Origin of the sequence: Ruegeria atlantica (genome assembly GCF_013032455.1) — a bacterium.
Classification (GTDB): domain Bacteria; phylum Pseudomonadota; class Alphaproteobacteria; order Rhodobacterales; family Rhodobacteraceae; genus Ruegeria; species Ruegeria atlantica_B.
This window is the reverse complement of sequence record NZ_WQCF01000003.1, coordinates 281,954-297,729: the sequence shown is the minus strand read 5'-3', so window position 1 is coordinate 297,729 and position 15,776 is coordinate 281,954. Positions and strand designations below refer to the sequence as shown.

Annotated in this window: 18 protein-coding genes; 9 read left to right on the top strand and 9 right to left on the bottom strand. The window is 57.7% G+C overall.

The window, feature by feature from the left end; genetic code table 11:
- The first annotated feature begins 43 nt into the window (after positions 1 to 43).
- The 7 genes from GOW93_RS08365 (at position 44) to GOW93_RS08335 (ending at position 6,921) form a co-directional block, all read left to right on the top strand.
- On the top strand, positions 44 to 496 hold the full coding sequence (locus tag GOW93_RS08365) for a paraquat-inducible protein A (RefSeq protein WP_170383064.1): 453 nt from the start codon (positions 44 to 46) through the stop codon (positions 494 to 496).
- Between the two features lie 287 nt (positions 497 to 783).
- Complete coding sequence (locus GOW93_RS08360) at positions 784 to 1,431, top strand: DNA repair protein (RefSeq protein ID WP_254443493.1); 648 nt, start codon at positions 784 to 786, stop codon at positions 1,429 to 1,431.
- Positions 1,432 to 1,551: 120 nt separating this feature from the next.
- Complete coding sequence (radA, locus tag GOW93_RS08355; protein WP_170383061.1) at positions 1,552 to 2,913, top strand: DNA repair protein RadA; 1,362 nt, start codon at positions 1,552 to 1,554, stop codon at positions 2,911 to 2,913.
- Between the two features lie 41 nt (positions 2,914 to 2,954).
- Positions 2,955 to 3,566, top strand: a complete 612-nt coding sequence (locus GOW93_RS08350; protein ID WP_170383059.1) for a CvpA family protein — start codon at positions 2,955 to 2,957, stop codon at positions 3,564 to 3,566.
- A gap of 631 nt (positions 3,567 to 4,197) precedes the next feature.
- Entirely contained in the window at positions 4,198 to 5,721 is a 1,524-nt protein-coding gene (gene purF, locus GOW93_RS08345; RefSeq protein ID WP_170383058.1) for an amidophosphoribosyltransferase, read from the top strand.
- Between the two features lie 265 nt (positions 5,722 to 5,986).
- Complete coding sequence (locus tag GOW93_RS08340; RefSeq protein WP_170383056.1) at positions 5,987 to 6,235, top strand: hypothetical protein; 249 nt, start codon at positions 5,987 to 5,989, stop codon at positions 6,233 to 6,235.
- A gap of 41 nt (positions 6,236 to 6,276) precedes the next feature.
- Positions 6,277 to 6,921, top strand: a complete 645-nt coding sequence (locus tag GOW93_RS08335) for an SDR family NAD(P)-dependent oxidoreductase (protein ID WP_170383054.1) — start codon at positions 6,277 to 6,279, stop codon at positions 6,919 to 6,921.
- A 61-nt stretch (positions 6,922 to 6,982) separates the two neighbouring features.
- Here the strand turns inward: GOW93_RS08335 and GOW93_RS08330 are convergent, their stop codons facing one another.
- The 4 genes from GOW93_RS08330 to GOW93_RS08315 all read right to left on the bottom strand — a co-directional run bounded on the left by GOW93_RS08330 (position 6,983) and on the right by GOW93_RS08315 (position 9,495).
- Entirely contained in the window at positions 6,983 to 7,825 is an 843-nt protein-coding gene (locus tag GOW93_RS08330; RefSeq protein ID WP_170383052.1) for an ATP-binding protein, read from the bottom strand.
- Positions 7,826 to 7,942: 117 nt separating this feature from the next.
- A complete protein-coding gene (gene tatC, locus GOW93_RS08325) occupies positions 7,943 to 8,818 on the bottom strand; it encodes a twin-arginine translocase subunit TatC (RefSeq protein WP_170383050.1) in 876 nt (291 codons plus the stop codon).
- The gene (gene tatB, locus GOW93_RS08320) at positions 8,815 to 9,273 is read right to left on the bottom strand and encodes a Sec-independent protein translocase protein TatB (RefSeq protein ID WP_170383048.1); all 459 of its coding nucleotides are present in this window, start codon (positions 9,271 to 9,273) and stop codon (positions 8,815 to 8,817) included. The genes tatC and tatB overlap by 4 nt, the downstream gene beginning before the upstream one ends.
- Positions 9,274 to 9,279: 6 nt before the next feature.
- The gene (locus GOW93_RS08315) at positions 9,280 to 9,495 is read right to left on the bottom strand and encodes a twin-arginine translocase TatA/TatE family subunit (RefSeq protein ID WP_170348913.1); all 216 of its coding nucleotides are present in this window, start codon (positions 9,493 to 9,495) and stop codon (positions 9,280 to 9,282) included.
- 219 nt (positions 9,496 to 9,714) lie between these two features.
- On the opposite strand from GOW93_RS08315, the gene GOW93_RS08310 reads away from it, so the two are divergent.
- Positions 9,715 to 10,020 carry a hypothetical protein gene (locus GOW93_RS08310; RefSeq protein ID WP_170383046.1) on the top strand — a complete coding sequence of 102 codons (306 nt, stop codon included), beginning with the start codon at positions 9,715 to 9,717 and terminating at the stop codon, positions 10,018 to 10,020.
- Positions 10,021 to 10,041: 21 nt separating this feature from the next.
- A complete protein-coding gene (locus GOW93_RS08305) occupies positions 10,042 to 10,713 on the top strand; it encodes a helix-turn-helix transcriptional regulator (protein WP_170383044.1) in 672 nt (223 codons plus the stop codon).
- A gap of 65 nt (positions 10,714 to 10,778) precedes the next feature.
- On the opposite strand, the gene GOW93_RS08300 is transcribed toward GOW93_RS08305, so the two are convergent.
- From GOW93_RS08300 to GOW93_RS08280, 5 genes are all read right to left on the bottom strand, one after another.
- Entirely contained in the window at positions 10,779 to 11,942 is a 1,164-nt protein-coding gene (locus GOW93_RS08300; protein ID WP_170383042.1) for a LysM peptidoglycan-binding domain-containing M23 family metallopeptidase, read from the bottom strand.
- 63 nt (positions 11,943 to 12,005) lie between these two features.
- Positions 12,006 to 12,656 carry a protein-L-isoaspartate(D-aspartate) O-methyltransferase gene (locus tag GOW93_RS08295; RefSeq protein ID WP_170383040.1) on the bottom strand — a complete coding sequence of 217 codons (651 nt, stop codon included), beginning with the start codon at positions 12,654 to 12,656 and terminating at the stop codon, positions 12,006 to 12,008.
- On the bottom strand, positions 12,653 to 13,435 hold the full coding sequence (surE, locus tag GOW93_RS08290; protein ID WP_170383038.1) for a 5'/3'-nucleotidase SurE: 783 nt from the start codon (positions 13,433 to 13,435) through the stop codon (positions 12,653 to 12,655). Before surE ends, GOW93_RS08295 begins: the two co-directional genes overlap by 4 nt.
- A 121-nt stretch (positions 13,436 to 13,556) precedes the next feature.
- Positions 13,557 to 14,678 carry an ABC transporter ATP-binding protein gene (locus GOW93_RS08285; RefSeq protein WP_170383036.1) on the bottom strand — a complete coding sequence of 374 codons (1,122 nt, stop codon included), beginning with the start codon at positions 14,676 to 14,678 and terminating at the stop codon, positions 13,557 to 13,559.
- Between the two features lie 45 nt (positions 14,679 to 14,723).
- Positions 14,724 to 15,770, bottom strand: coding sequence for a methyltransferase domain-containing protein (locus GOW93_RS08280; protein WP_170383034.1), 1,047 nt, complete (start codon positions 15,768 to 15,770; stop codon positions 14,724 to 14,726).
- Between the last annotated feature and the right edge of the window lie 6 nt (positions 15,771 to 15,776).

Genomic DNA, 15,776 nt, shown 5'->3' with positions numbered 1-15,776 from the left:
AAGCCCACATAAACTTTTTGCCCGATCAAGAAAAACCAAAAAAGTGACCCTCCGTCTCGCCACCCTGTCCCTCCTGATCCTCTACCCAATCGCGTGGTTCGCCCCACTCATGCGAGCGGGCCTGCTGCCGATCTTTGGCCTGTCTGAAATCAGCGTCATCACCGGCCTGCAATCCTTGTGGAAATCGGACGTATTCCTCGCTCTGATCGTCACCATCTTCGCCCTGTTTGCGCCTTATATAAAAACCATCGGCACCGCCCTGATCCAATGGGATCTGCTGGATGCCCGTGTCCAACCCGCACTGAACATCCTCGGCAAACTTGCGATGGCCGACATCTTCCTGATCGCGCTCTACATCACGCTTGCCAAGGGAATTTCCTACGCAACCATCGAAACCGCATGGGGTCTTTACCTGTTCACTGCCTGCATTCTGGCCTCGATCGCACTGGGCCACATTACCGAAATGACACGCAGTTCACGAAATCCTCAGAGCTAATTGATTGAAAACACTCATCTGAGTATCATCTTTATATTTCGAGCAGTAAAAAATTGTAGTTTACGGGTCCGCAGCGGATCAATCTGCGTGTTTTAGGTGTTCTCCGCTTGGGCCTGGTGTGTACCGGTTCTAGAAGGAGTTCGTCGATCATGACAGCCCTCCACAATTTGACATTGCAATTTCAGAATGTCTTTTTAAGACTGACTTTTTTCCTCATATGCGCGGCGGCTCTGGCCTCCGTATCTGCAACAATTTTATCCGCATTAGGTGTGTTGCCCTGGCTCTCAATGCAGGCCGGATTCGGTGACGGAGCGATCATGGATGCCGGGATGTTTATCCAGATCGGATTGACCGCCCTGATTCTCATGCTGGCGTTTTATCTGCCTGCCAACGCACGAATGATGGCGTTGGAAAACAACCATCGCAAGTTCACACTGACCATGCACGATGTCACCGCGGCCTACCAAATGGCCCATGCCGCTGACCGCGAGGGGCTGTTCATGATGTCCTCCGAGTTCGACGGCGTCAAAGAGCGTATGGCGTTTCTGCGCCAGCATCCCAACCTGCAGTCGCTGGAACCCGAGATCCTTGAACTGGCCGCACAGATGAGCCAGATCAGCCAGGAACTGGCCGAGACTTACGGCGATGATCGGGTCAGCCGAGCCCGCACCTTCTTGCAGCAGCGACAGGAAGAGATCGAGTTGTTCCAGAAACGGCTCGAAGAAGCTCAGGTGATCCAGAATGAACTTCGCCAGTGGACGCGAGATGTGGAGATCGAGGAATCCATCGCCAAATCCCAACTCAGCCGCTTGCGGGATGAATTGTTTGAACTGCTGCCCGAGCTTTCGGCACAACTGCAATCCCTCCCGAAAGACAGCACATCTAAGGCATCCAGTGTAGTTGCAATGTCACCACCCCCTCGCGCTGCGGAGTAGGCGCATTAGCGCCCGCTGCGGATGATGACCCATTGGGTCTGAGGACGCAGCGCCCTTCCGGCGGAGATGAAAGCCCTGCAAGGGCTTGAAGAAGCGCCCATCCTCGGGCACCAAGGCCGCATGGCAAAGACGACTTTCTCCTGCTCGGCCTGTGGCGCGTCGCATTCGCGCTGGTCCGGGCGCTGTGACGCATGCGGTGAGTGGAACACGATCACGCAGGACGTTCCCCTTTCGGCAGGCCCCGCCAAAAAATCCCTTGGTGGTAAACGCGGCCAGTCCATCACGCTCACGGACCTGTCCACCGAGGAAACACCCCCGCCCCGCACCCTCTGCGGGGTTGAGGAACTGGACCGCGTTCTGGGCGGCGGCCTCGTGCCCGCCTCGGCCTTGCTGGTGGGCGGAGACCCCGGCATCGGCAAATCCACACTGTTGTTGCAGGCCGCTGCGCGCTTTTCGCGCGCGGGTGTCAAAACCATCTACGTCTCTGGCGAGGAAGCCAGCGCACAAGTCCGCATGCGCGCGCGCCGACTAGGGCTCGAAGACGCCCCGGTCCAACTAGCCGCCGAAACCAATCTGCGCAATATCCTGACAACGCTGGAGGCCGAAAAGCCTGGGCTCGCCATAATCGACTCGATTCAGACTATGTGGGCGGACAACGTGGACAGCGCCCCCGGCTCGGTCAGTCAGGTGCGGGCTGCCGCACATGAACTGACCACCTTTGCCAAACGCCACGGTGTCTCGATCATCATGGTTGGGCATGTCACCAAGGAAGGCCAGATAGCCGGCCCGCGTGTGGTCGAACACATGGTTGATACTGTGCTTTACTTCGAAGGCGAGCGCGGCCACCAATTCCGCATTCTTCGCGCCGTGAAAAACCGCTTTGGCCCGGCTGATGAAATTGGCGTATTCGAGATGACTGGAAAAGGGTTGGCGCAGGTCACGAACCCGTCGGCCTTGTTTCTTTCAGAACGTGGCAAGCCCAGTCCGGGGTCAGCCGTATTTGCCGGGATTGAAGGCACGCGGCCTGTGCTGGTGGAATTGCAAGCTTTGGTCGCTCCGTCCCCGCATTCTCAGCCCCGTCGCACTGTCGTTGGATGGGACAGCGGACGGCTTGCGATGATCCTCGCGGTTCTCGAAGCGCGCTGCGGTATCCCCTTCGCAGGGCTCGACGTTTACCTGAATGTTGCCGGAGGGTTGAAAGTCAGCGAACCCGCAGCCGACCTTGCTGTTGCCGCCGCTCTGCTCAGCGCGCGCGAAGATACCGCATTGCCCGCCGATACCGTGGTTTTCGGGGAAATCTCGCTATCCGGGGCACTTAGACCTGCCCCGCAGACCGAAAACAGGTTGAAAGAAGCCCAAAAACTTGGTTTCACATCCGCAATAGCTCCGGCGGGTGGCAAAACCGGTACTGTGGCAGGTCTGTCACTCACCCGACCCTCTGATTTGGTGGGGTTTGTTGGCGAAACCTTCGGAGCAGGTTAAGGTAACGCCTTGAGGGGCAGATAAAATTACAGGCGAGGGCCATGGAAGGTTTTACATTAATCGACGGGGTGGTTGCCCTGATCATCGTCGTGTCAGGCCTGTTGGCCTATTCGCGCGGCTTTTTACGTGAGGTTTTGGCCATCGCAGGCTGGGTCGCAGCAGCTGTTCTGGCCTTCATTTTTGCGCCGCAAGCAGTTCCATTGATAAAAGAAATACCAGTGGTCGGGGATTTCCTGCGTGACAGCTGTGAGCTGTCAGTGATCACCGGTTTTGCCGCCGTCTTTGCGGTTGCGCTGATTGTGGTCAGCATCTTCACGCCATTGTTTTCGTCGATCGTACAGCGGTCGGCCATCGGCGGTCTGGATCAGGCGCTTGGATTTTTCTTCGGTATTGCGCGCGGCATCCTTTTGGTCGCCATTGCGTTCTTTGTCTATGACACTGTGATGACCGGCCAGTCCTATACGATAGTCGATGAAAGCCGCTCGGCCAAAGTGTTTGAACAGTTCAGCGACAAGATCGAGGAACAGAACCCTGAAGAAGCATTGGGCTGGGTAACACAACAATACGAAGAACTGGTTGCAAGCTGCGGTGCTGGGTCTGAAACCGAAACCGAAGCCTCGGAAGAGCCAACGGCCCCAACAACAACCGAATAAAAAAATGCCCGGCTTTGACCGGGCATTTTTTAAACAGCCTATTATCGACGTCCTGTCAGACAAAGCCCTCACCTGCGCAGGCCGTACACCTGATGTTTTTGAGACCAAAACACCCATCGCAGCGCCCGAAAACTGGTTTGCCAAAAACATCCCTGCTTTTGATGACTTCTCCTGCCCCGTTGCATATCTGACAAGGCGCGCGCCCCATGCCACGGCACCGGTGGCACCGCCGTTTGACGGGCTCTTCCTTATTTTTTCCTTGCTTGTGTTCCCACATGCCTCAGCCCCAATCGCATTCCGAATACCGCTAAAACTGAATAACTCTCAGCATGACAGCACAAGACTACACGCATGTCACCTTTTGATACTCTGCCCGGCAAAATCCGCGCGCCATAACCAACAATTGTGATCCTCTGATGACACAGGCGGAATTAGGCATTATGTGGAGGCCGAACTGACATGGAATCGGAGCCACCGATCTTGCTGTACCTGTTTTCTTTCGCGCCTGCCCTCGGGACGACGGCGCGTTTGCACCATCGGCCGCATTGGCACGGCTGCTCACAGGTTCATCCATGCAGACATTCAGATCAACACCGCCACTCGATAACGTCATAGAAATTGGAGCCCGTAAATGTGTGGGATATTGGGGATCGCAAGCCGGACACATGATGTCTTTGCGGAAATCTATGACGGTCTGCTGATGCTGCAGCACCGGGGCCAGGACGCCTCGGGCATCGTCACCTATAACGGCGAATTCTTCCGTGAGAAAAAAGCCAATGGCCTGGTCAAGGACGTGTTCAACGCACAGGATGCCGAGACCCTGATGGGCCAGGTCGGCATGGGTCATGTCCGTTATCCCACGGCAGGGTCACTCAGCGCCGCTGAGGCGCAACCCTTTTTCGTGAATGCGCCTTATGGCATCTATCTGGTCCACAACGGCAACCTCACCAACACGGCTGAACAGCGTGAGAAAGTCACCGCCAAATACAGCCGCCACCTGCGCACCACCTCGGATTCCGAGATCATGCTGAATGTACTGGCCGACAAAGTGGCGGACGCGATCAAGGTGAACGGTAATGGCGAGCCGATCCGCAATATCTTTGCCGGCGTAAAGATGACGATGGAGCGCGTTCAGGGTGCCTATTCGGTGATCTGTCTGGTCGCTGGAGTTGGCATGCTGGCCTTCCGCGACCCGTACGGCATCCGCCCCCTGTCTATTGCCAAGCGCGATGTCGACGGTGCAGGCGACGATTATGCCTTTGCCTCCGAAGATGTGGCCTTTGGCATCAATGGCTTTGAAAAGCTGCGCGATTTGAAGCCCGGCGAAGCGATCCTGATTGATCTGGATGGCAACATGCACACATTCCAGGCGGTCGAAGGCCAACTGACACCGTGCATTTTTGAATATGTCTACCTCGCACGACCGGACTCGCTGTTGGACGGTGTCTCGGTTTACAAAACACAGATGCGCATGGGCCAGACGCTGGCGCGTCAGATTGAGGCCGCCGGTCTTGATATTGACCGCATCATTCCCGTGCCCGACAGCGCCCGCCCCGTGGCGCTTGAGGTTGCCAAGGCGACCGGCATCCCCTACCGCGAAGGCCTGGTCAAGAACCGCTATGTCGGTCGGACCTTTATCATGCCCGGTCAGGCAGAGCGTCAGAAGTCCGTACGCCGCAAGCTGAACGCCGTTCCGCTAGAGTTCAAAGGCCACAATGTTCTGTTGATCGACGACTCGATCGTCCGGGGCAACACGATCAAGAAGATCGTGCAGATGTGCCGCGAGGCTGGTGCCAAGAAAGTCTATGTCGCCAGCGCCTCACCACCAGTGAAATTCCCCAATGTCTATGGCATTGATATGCCAACCAAGCATGAGCTGATAGCCAACGGCAAAGAGATCGAAGAAATTCGACAGGAACTTGGTGCCGATGCACTGTTCTACCAGAACCTCGAGGATCTGATTTGGGCTGCCAAGGAAGGCAACCCCGAGATCGAAGCCTTCGACTGTTCCTGCTTTGACGGTAATTACATCACCGGCAGCGTCAGTGGTGACTATTTGGACAATCTGGAAAACAGCAGCCGCGTAAGTAAGAAGCGCGAGGATATGCAGGTTCCCGGTGGTTCTTGGAACAGCGCGAAGCTTGCTTCGGGCTAGAGATTAACCCGAATCAACCTTTCATCCGGCCCGTTTCGCAGAAGCGATGCGGGCCTTTTTCATCTGACAACAGGGTTGCCTAGGAAGATTTCCGCTGCAACCCATCGGTGAAGAAATTGCAATCGCAAGGGCTTCGCCAGGGTGCAGAATCCCATGGGATGACGAAAACCCAATCAGGCTTTTCCTTCTTGATCCGGTTTGGTAGCCCGCAGGCTGCCAACCACATAAAACAAGGGGTCGGGCCGCTGCGGCTGGACAGGAATGCATGTCAAACGCCACCGTCAAAAGTGCGGCCACACAAAAGGGCGCGCTGAACAAAAGCTCTTTGTCCGTTCTGGGGGTATTTGGCCCGAAATCGGACATGCGGGCCTTGATGCGCATGTCCTCGGGACGCGTGAAAGAGGTCAAGCTGGGCAGTCGCGTGTCCTCGGGCACCGTAGTTGCAATTGATGCCGAAGGCGTGATGCTGCGACAAAGCGGCCAGACCAAGCGGATCACCATCCCTGGCAGTTAAACTGGCTTGACGCCCTGCGCGCAGGGGTTCAAACCGCTGTCATGACCGATCAGACCAAAATTGCCCTTGTTACCGGGGCCTCCCGCGGGTTGGGCGCTGCACTTGCCGAGGCGCTGGCACCTGAATACCACATTGTCGCTGTTGCCCGCACCACTGGCGGGTTGGAAGAACTGGACGACCGTATTCAAGCCAAGGGCGGTGCGGCCACTCTGGCGCCAATGGACATCGCCGATCCGAATGCAATGGCGACTCTGTGCCGTGGTATTTACGACCGCTGGGGTAAAGTGGACCTGTGGCTACACACGGCTGTTCACACATCGGCCCTGACGCCCACGCATTTTATTGACCCGAAGGAATGGACCAAAGCGGTCAATACGAACGCGACCGCAACATCGGTTTTGATTCCCTATATCGCGCCCCTGCTGGGTGAGAGCGGTCACGCAGTGTTTTTTGACGACCCCAAAGCCGGTGAGAAATTTTACGGGATTTATGGCGCGACCAAAGCGGCTCAGATGGCCTTGGCACGCAGCTGGGCACTTGAAACCGAACGCACCGGCCCGCGTGTGACAATTGTCGAGCCCGCACCGATGCCAACTGCTGTACGTGCACGGTTCCATCCTGGGGAAGATCGTGATGCGTTGACCAGCACAACGGATGAGGCTGCTCGAATCCTGGCATTGCTATAAGGAATGGCCCTTTGGGCCATGCCTCCGGCGGGGATATTTTTGGCCAGATGAAGCAGGCGGATCAGGCGATATGAACACCAGTTCGCCCGGCCAGATCGACGAAGAATTGCCACGCCACACGACCCGAGCGCGCGCCGCGCGTCGCCTGCCATTCAATCGCTTCGGCCCGCAGGGTGTCGGCGTCGACCGAGACTCCATAGGCCGCGCAATAACGGTCGATCATGGCAAGGTACTCGTCCTGATCGCAGGGATGGAAGCCCAGCCACAAGCCGAATCGGTCGGATAGCGAGACCTTTTCCTCAACCGCCTCGGACGGGTTGATGGCACTAGAGCGTTCGTTTTCGATCATGTCCCGCGGCATCAGGTGGCGGCGGTTCGACGTGGCGTAGAACACCACATTTTCCGGTCGGCCTTCTATGCCGCCATCAAGCACCGCCTTAAGCGATTTATAGTGCTGGTCATCGTGGCTGAAGGACAGGTCATCGCAGAATAGGATGAACCGATGCGGTGCAGCCCGCAGATGGTTCAGCAGGCGCGCGACCGAGCCCATATCCTCGCGCTGAAGTTCGACCAGTTTCAGGTCGGGACAGTCGGATTGCAGGGTACCGTGGACCGCTTTGACCAGGCTGGATTTCCCCATGCCCCGCGCACCCCAGAGCAGCGCGTTATTCGCCTTGTACCCAGCCGCGAAGCGCCGCGTGTTGTCTAGTAGAGTATCGCGCGAGCGGTTGATGCCCAACAGCAGGTCCAGATCGACGCGATTAACCTTTGTCACCGGCTCAAGGCGGTCGGGTTCGACATGCCATACAAACGCCGGGGCCGCGCTGAAATCGGGTGCGGCCAGAGGTGCCGGAGCCATACGTTCCAGCGCATCTGCGATACGGTTCAGGGCTTGGTCGTCCATTGAGGCCTCCGGTCGTGTCTTGGCGGTTTCAAACCATGTTCCGCCTCGCGCAACAAGGTCTTGCAACGAAAAAGGCGCGCCTAATTTAGGCGCGCCTGTCTTCTGAAGTTCAGCAGATTACTTGGCGTCTTCTTCACGGACGATCTCTTCATCCGCTTCTTCTTCATCGTCGTAGTAACCATCGGCGCGCAGTTGCGCCTCGCGCTTTTTCTCGACGCGACCCACGAGGAAGATCGACACTTCGTAGAGCCCATACACAACCACAAACAGGATTACCTGAGTGATCACATCCGGTGGTGTGACCAATGCAGCAAGCACCAGAATGGCAACCACAGCATATTTGCGCACCGAGCCCAGCCCTTCGGCCGAAACCAGCCCGGCCTTGCCCATCAGGGTCAGCAAGACGGGCAGTTGGAAGCACAGGCCAAATGCTACGACAAACTTGATTGTCAGATTCAGATATTCCTGTGCCGAACCTTGGAACACCACGCTTAGCGGGGCTGCGGTTGCGCCCTCGGTTACTGCCTCGCCCTCAGCGCCGAACTGTTGGAAGCCCAGAAAGAAGTCATAGGCCAGCGGTGTGACCACATAGAACGCAAAGCTTGCGCCCAGCAGGAACATGAAAGGTGACGCCAGCATAAAGGGCAGGAACGCGTTCTTTTCCGACCGATACAGCCCAGGCGCTACAAACCGCCACATCTGCATCCCGATATACGGAAAGGCCAGAATGAACCCGCCCAGCAACGAGACCTTGATGGCGACAAAGAACCCTTCCTGCGGAGAGATGAAGATCAGGTCGCAATCCTGCCCGCGCTCAGCCAGAACCTCGCACAGGGGGTTGGTCAAAAAGTTGAACAGCGGCGTGGCCACGGTGAAACAAATGATCATCCCGACCAGAAACGCCACAACGCAGTGTATCAACCGCGTGCGTAATTCCGCCAGATGCTCGATCAATGGGGCCGAGCTGTCCTCGATCTCGTCGGTGTTGGTCATGTTTTGCTTTCAGTCTTCAGCGCGGCCTCGGCCTCTTCAGCTTTGGTTAGTGCTTCGGCAGCTTCCTTAGCTTTCCGCCCGGCAGCGGCACGGGCAGCCGATGCCTGAATCTTCTTGGCTTGCTCGGCCCGTTCAGCGGCCAGCTTGCCGGTTTCGCTGTCGGGGTCGAACTTGGTCGGGTCCATGCTTCGGGCCATTTCCTGCGCGGCTTCTTTCACGCCATCCATGGCACTGCCCACAGGATTTGCAGCCGCATCAAGACCCTTCTTGATCTCGTTCACCCCCGCCTGATCTGCGGCCTCATTCATGGCGCTGCTGAACTCGCGCGCCATACCGCGTGCCTTGCCGACAAAGCGGCCGACATTGCGGAACAACACCGGCAGGTCCTTTGGCCCCACAACGATCAGGGCGACAATGCCGATGACCAGAAGTTCGGTCCAGCCAAGATCAAACATCTGGTCTTAGGCCTTGTCTTTGTCGGTCTCGGGCGTGACGTCTTTTGCCACTTCGGCTGCGTCCTGCTCTAGTTCGTCCGCGCCTTCCTTGACGCCCTTCTTGAACGATGTGATGCCTTTGCCCACTTCGCCCATCAACGAGCTGATTTTGCCGCGTCCAAACAGCACCAGCACCACAACTGCGATCAGCAGAAGACCGGGAAGGCCGATATTGTTAAGCATGTCTCTTCTCCTTGTACGTCGGCGCAGCACGCCGGGAATATGATCTGGCCCAGTGTTTACGCCCACATTCCCGATCACAAAAGTGAGGCAGGTCAAATCCGGGAGCAAATTTACCGCCTTCACGCATTTTTTGCGGACTCGCAATTTCCAACTGACAGGTTTATGTCAGTTGTAGGTGGCTAGGTAGAACGCATCGAAACCTGGTCAACGGAGACTCAAATGACCCATGTTGCAGAAATCGTCACCTTCACCCTCGCCAACGACACCACACCGGAGGAATTTGTGAAACTCAGCCAGGCCTCCGAGGCGTTTGTCCGCTCGGCACCTGGATTTGCTCATCGGCAACTAAGCCAAGGCGAGGATGGTCGTTGGACCGATTACGTCATCTGGACCGATATGAAGGCCGCAAAGGACGCCGCCGCGCAATTTCCACAGCAGGATTTCTGCGCTGGGTTAATGGCTGCGATCGAGCCCAGCAGCATTCAGATGCGCCATGAGAATGTACTATGGAACATGACCGCTTAGACGCGGTTCGGGCGGGGTGTCATGCGCCGCACTGACCGCCTATTCGATATCATCCAAATCCTGCGCGACGGGAAACTGCACCGCGCGCAGGACATTGCGGATCGTCTCGAGGTTTCGGTCCGCACGATATATCGCGACATGGACACGCTGGCTGCCTCTGGCGTCCCGGTCGAGGGTGAGCGCGGTGTGGGCTACATGGTCCGCGAACAAATCACCCTGCCTCCGCTGAACCTGACACCCGCAGAACTAGAAGCGCTGAACCTCGGTATGGCCATCGTGGCCGAAGCAGCCGATCCCGACCTCAAAGCCGCCGCTGAAACGCTCGCTGATAAGATTGACGCCGTGCTGCCCACGCAAGTCGTGGCCGAGGCGGACACTTGGAAATTCGCGGTTTACCCGTTCGCAGACGCGGCACGTGGATTGGCCTATATGGCCCCGATCCGCGCAGCGATCAAATCCCGACAGAAACTGCACCTGTCCTACCGTCGCATTGATGGGGTGCTAACAGACCGCACGATCCGTCCATTACATATGGAATATTGGGGGCGGGTCTGGACTTTGACCGCGTGGTGCGAGTTGCGCCACGGCTTCCGCGTATTCCGCATAGACCTGATCGAAGCCGTCTCACCCCTGCCCGAGATCTTTGCCGATGAGCCCGGAAAACGGCTCAGCGACTACGACCCGCACGCCTGATCCGCCCGCTTCATCTGGCCAAAAATATCCCCGCCGGAGGCATGGCCCGCACAGGGCCATTCCCGTCACTTCAGATAGGGCTCTGGGTCAACAGATTCGAACCCTTTGCGTACTTCGAAATGGACATAGGCATTGTCACCACTGCGCAGAGAGGCAATTTGTTCTCCTCGACGCACCCGATCGCCTTTCTTGACGGTGGCTTTATCGACATTTGCGTAGACGGTGAGCAGATCACTGTTGTGCTTAACCACGATGATCGGCACCTGATCCGCATCTGCGGTGATCGCCGCAACTGTTCCTGCCTCAGCCGCCTTTACGGCAGCGCCCGGAGCAGCCGCGATGTCTATGCCTTCGTTCTTGCCCTTTTCATAGGTCCGAATGATTGTTCCCGTGACCGGCAAACCAAGAGCCGAGTTGCTTTGATTGGTAGGGGCCTCAGCCGTCACGTCCGGAACAGGCGTGGCAGGGGCGATCACTTCGTCCGGCAGCGGTTGCGTCGCACTGGGCGGTGTCGGTGTAGGAGAGCCCTGCCCCGGCTGCGTGACATTGGTGGCCGGAACAGCGGCCTGTTGCGGCGCAGGTTGATTCTTAATCGGGATCAACAGGAATTGGTCTTCGCGCACCGTGAAATCAGGCCCCAACCCGTTCCAATCGGCCAAAGCATCAACCGGCACATCGTAAAGCCGCGCGATGGTGTATGCTGTTTCACCCCGTTTAACCTTGTGCCGGATCGGTTCCGGGCCCGGTGGCGTGGGCGCCGGAGCCGCAGCGGCTGCAGGTTGCGCAGGTTCCAGCGTTGAAGTCCGCACCGACCCATCAGCCGGAGCCTCATCAATCGCAGTTCCGGCTATGGTGGCGATATCCACCCCGCTGGCCGAAGGGACCGTGCGCGGCAAGGCGATCACTTCCCCTTCACGCAATCGGTCCGTGGCTTGCAACCCGTTAAAACGGGCGAGTTCGACCACTGGCAAGCCAACACGGGCAGCCAGGTCATTGACCGTGTCACCCCGGCGCGCGACAGCCACCTGATAGTTAGGATAGGTAATGACGCCTCGCGCGTCTGGAGCGGGCCGATTTGTGGTCACCGCTCGCGCGGCATCGGCGGTCGAAAATCCGCCGACTTCCCCACGCAAGTCATAATCCAGTGGGCCTTCGCACCCGACCAGAATCGCCAAAGCCGCCGCACTTGTCGCGCAGCGAAGTATCGCTGATTTGGAAACTGCTCTCATCTTACTGTCCTCATCGCCTGCCCGTGTTTTCCGGGGTTCCGGCGCGTGTTGCAGAATATTCTTTTAAGCCCCGTCCCTGCCAATACCTTCTAACAAAGGCACAAAACGAACGGGTAACAATTCGTCATAGTCCAAGCCGGTCTCTGTTCGTCTGACCCGGATCAAGGTTTGAACCGCATCCGACTGTCCCACCGGCAGAACCATGATACCGCCGATTTTAAGCTGCGCCAAGAGCGGCCCGGGCGGATCCTCGGCAGCAGCCGTCACAATGATACGATCAAACGGTGCCTGTTCGGGCAGACCGAATGACCCATCCGAAAGCATCGCGGTGACATTGGTCAGCCCCATGTCGCGGAACAACTGGCCGGTTTCCCGCACAAGCCGCTTGTGGCGTTCAACCGTGTAGACCCGGCGCGCAAGCTTGGACAGGATCGCAGCCTGATAGCCCGAGCCAGTACCTACCTCCAACACTGTATCCCGTGGTCGCACCTCAAGCGCCTGCGTCATCAGCCCAACGACCGAGGGTTGGCTGATTGTTTGCCCGCAGGCAATCGGCAGCGGCGTGTCCTCATAGGCGCGTTCGGCGAACAGACCTTTGACAAAGCGGCCACGGTCGATTTGTTCCATCGCGGCCAGAACGCGCGCATCTGTCACCCCACGGGACCGCAGGGCAAACAGGAACTGCATGGTGGTTTCGGGGTTCAGTCCGTTCATTCGATTGCCTTCAGCGCCTCCAGCGTGTCATGCGCTGTCAGATCCGCCCGCATCGGCGTGACCGAAATATAGCCAGCCAGATTAACCGCCGCATCGGTGCCCGGCGCAGTTGGATTGTGCTGATACCCGCCTTTGATCCACAGGAACCGTCGCCCAGAAGGTGAGCTGTGCGGCTCGACCGAGAAATGCGTATCACGGCGATACCCCTGCGGCGCGATCCGTGTACCCAGCACTTCATCAGCAGGAACGGGCGGGAAGTTCACGTTGTAAAACAGCCGGTAATCGCCTTGCTCAGTCGGTGTCGCGTCCAGAATTTTCCGCACCAGATCAGCGCCAAAGCGGGTTGCGGCCTCGAAAGGATCGTCCAGACCAAGATTACGAGGTCCAAAATACTGCGATAGTGCAATGGCCGGAATGCCCTGCAACGCGGCCTCCATCGCACCGCCAACGGTGCCGGAATAGAGTGTATTTTCTGCCGAGTTATTGCCCCGGTTCACTCCGGACAGCACCAGATCGGGCGGCGCATCTTTCATAACATCGTGCAGACCAGCCAGCACACAATCAGCCGGAGAACCTTCGGCAGCAAAGCGACGCTCGCCCAGTTTGGCGACCATCATCGGATGGGTGTAGCTGATGCAATGGCCAACGCCGGATTGCTCAAACGCAGGCGCGACCACCCAGACCTCTCCGTCAGGTCCGGCCAGTTCGACCGCGATACCCTCTAAGACAATCAGGCCCGGTGCGTTGATGCCATCATCATTGGTTAAAAGAATACGCATATGCCCCGTCCACCGCTGCGTTTTGACCTTGATAGACCCGGCCCTGCGCCACGGCAAGCGGAGCCACGCGCAATCTGAGGCTTTCGCGCACCACTTGACCCAAAATTGTGACTTTCGGGTCCTAAACCGGGAAAACAAAACACCGATTGCGGCGGACCGTCAGCCACATGACCCGCCCCGGCCCCGGAACAAACACATTCGGCACCGTGGCCTTCAAGATCGAGCCATCATGGTCCATTCGGAATTCGATCAGGCTTTCATTTCCCAGAAATCGCGCGCGCTCCACCACGCCACGCGCCGCCACACCATCTGTGGCAGTGGGCAGCGGACCTTTGCCGCTGCGGTCAAAGTCCAGACGCACGTGCTGTGGCCGGAACACGATCTCGACATCCGTTCCGTTCGGGACACCGGGTGCCAGAAACTGACCAAAGGGCGTATCCGCCAACGCCCCATTAACTTGCGACTTTAAAACATTGATATCGCTGAAAAATGCCACGGCCGCTTTATCAGCCGGTCGGGTATAGACGTTATACGGCGCACCCTGCTGCACGATCTTGCCGCGCCGCATCAGGGCGATCTCGTCCGCCATTCGCATCGCCTCTTCGGGCTCATGTGTTACCAGCACCACGGCGGCGTCCTCTTCCTTGAGGATCGCCAGCGTTTCGTCCCTGATCCCGTCGCGCAAGCGGTTGTCGAGGCCCGAGAACGGTTCGTCCATCAGCATGATCCGCGGGCGCGGAGCCAGTGCGCGAGCCAGCGCCACACGTTGCTGTTCGCCACCTGACAGGTGATGCGGAAACTTATCAATGAAGTGGATCAGATCGACCTTGCGCAGCAGCTCATCAACGCGGGCGCGCTTTTCTTCCTTGTGCCCCTTCAAACCAAAAGCGACGTTGTCGGCAACACTCAGGTGGGGAAACAGGGCAAAGTCCTGAAACATCAGACCAATCTCACGACGTTCGGGCGGCACCCTAAACACCGTGTCGCAGATCAGCTTGCCATCAACATAAATCTCACCGGATTCCTGCATCTCGACCCCGGCGATCATACGCAGCGTGGTCGACTTTCCGCAGCCCGACGGCCCAAGCAGACAGGTTACCTGCCCCGCCTGCACGGTCAGTGAGACGTTATCGACAACTACACGCCCCTCGTACCGGGCGATCAGATTGCGAATTTCCAGACGAGGAGGAGTTGCGTCTACTGTCACCGATGGACCCCGTTGCCTTTTCCCGATGAAAATCATCGGACTTAGGCGGGGATAACAACCTCGCCCGTCAGGCGCAAGGGATCAGCAACACCCTCCCGAAGCAGGCTCGCCTGCGGCCTCAAACGGACTTTCGCCACCGCAGCCTTCAAAGATGCCGTAATGGGTCGAGAAATCTCCGATGAAGTCAAAATGCCGCGCAAAACGGGTGTCTTTCAGCATCATCCAGGTGTTGCCGCAAACCGGAAAGACCTTGCCGGTTTCAATCGCGTGATGGTCGTCTAACTCAAACAGATGCGGTGCGTTGGGAATGGTGCCCTTGTAGATCACTGCCTGACCATACTCCTCGCAAGCAGGTTCCAGTTCGGGCAGTTTGAACAACCGATAGGTCGCCGAGAGGAACTTCAGCGGTGCGACCCGCTCCTCCAGCACCGGGTTCTCGATGGTCAGCGGACGGTGCGTCACACGACGCGGATCGCCAAAGCCCGCCTTGCGCGAGATCGACAGGAAATCATTCCAATACAGCGCACCCGACAAGCACTCGCCATACAGCACCTCATCCTCACTCATCGCCTGAGGCACGCGACGGTCGGCATAAACGTCCGAGAAATACATCTCGCCACCCTCTTTCAACAAACGATACGCGCCACGCAGGACGGCCTCTTTGTCAGTGGCCAGATTGATCACACAATTCGAGACGATGATGTCAAAGGACCCCGGTTCTAGGTCTAAGTCATCCAGTTTCTCGATATAACCGTGATGGAATTCCACATTACTGGCCGCGTGACCAAAGGCCTGCGCGTGATAATCCTGATGCGCGCGGGCGACGTCCAATTGCTCCGGCGTCATATCAACCCCAACCACGCGACCCTTTTCGCCCACCATCGCGGAGAGAGCATAGACATCGCGCCCAGCTCCGCAGCCCAGATCAAGAATGCTCATCCCCTCAAGGTCCAGCGGCGCAATCAAGCCGCAACCGTAATAGCGCGCAAGTACATCGTCATGCACTTTGGACAAGATGCTCTTAAGATGATCCGGCATGTCATCGGGAGTGCAGCACGCGTTGGTCTGCAAATCCGAACTGCTCTGCAGTACTTCACCATAGTAGTTCTGCACGGACTCATGCTTCATCGTAGC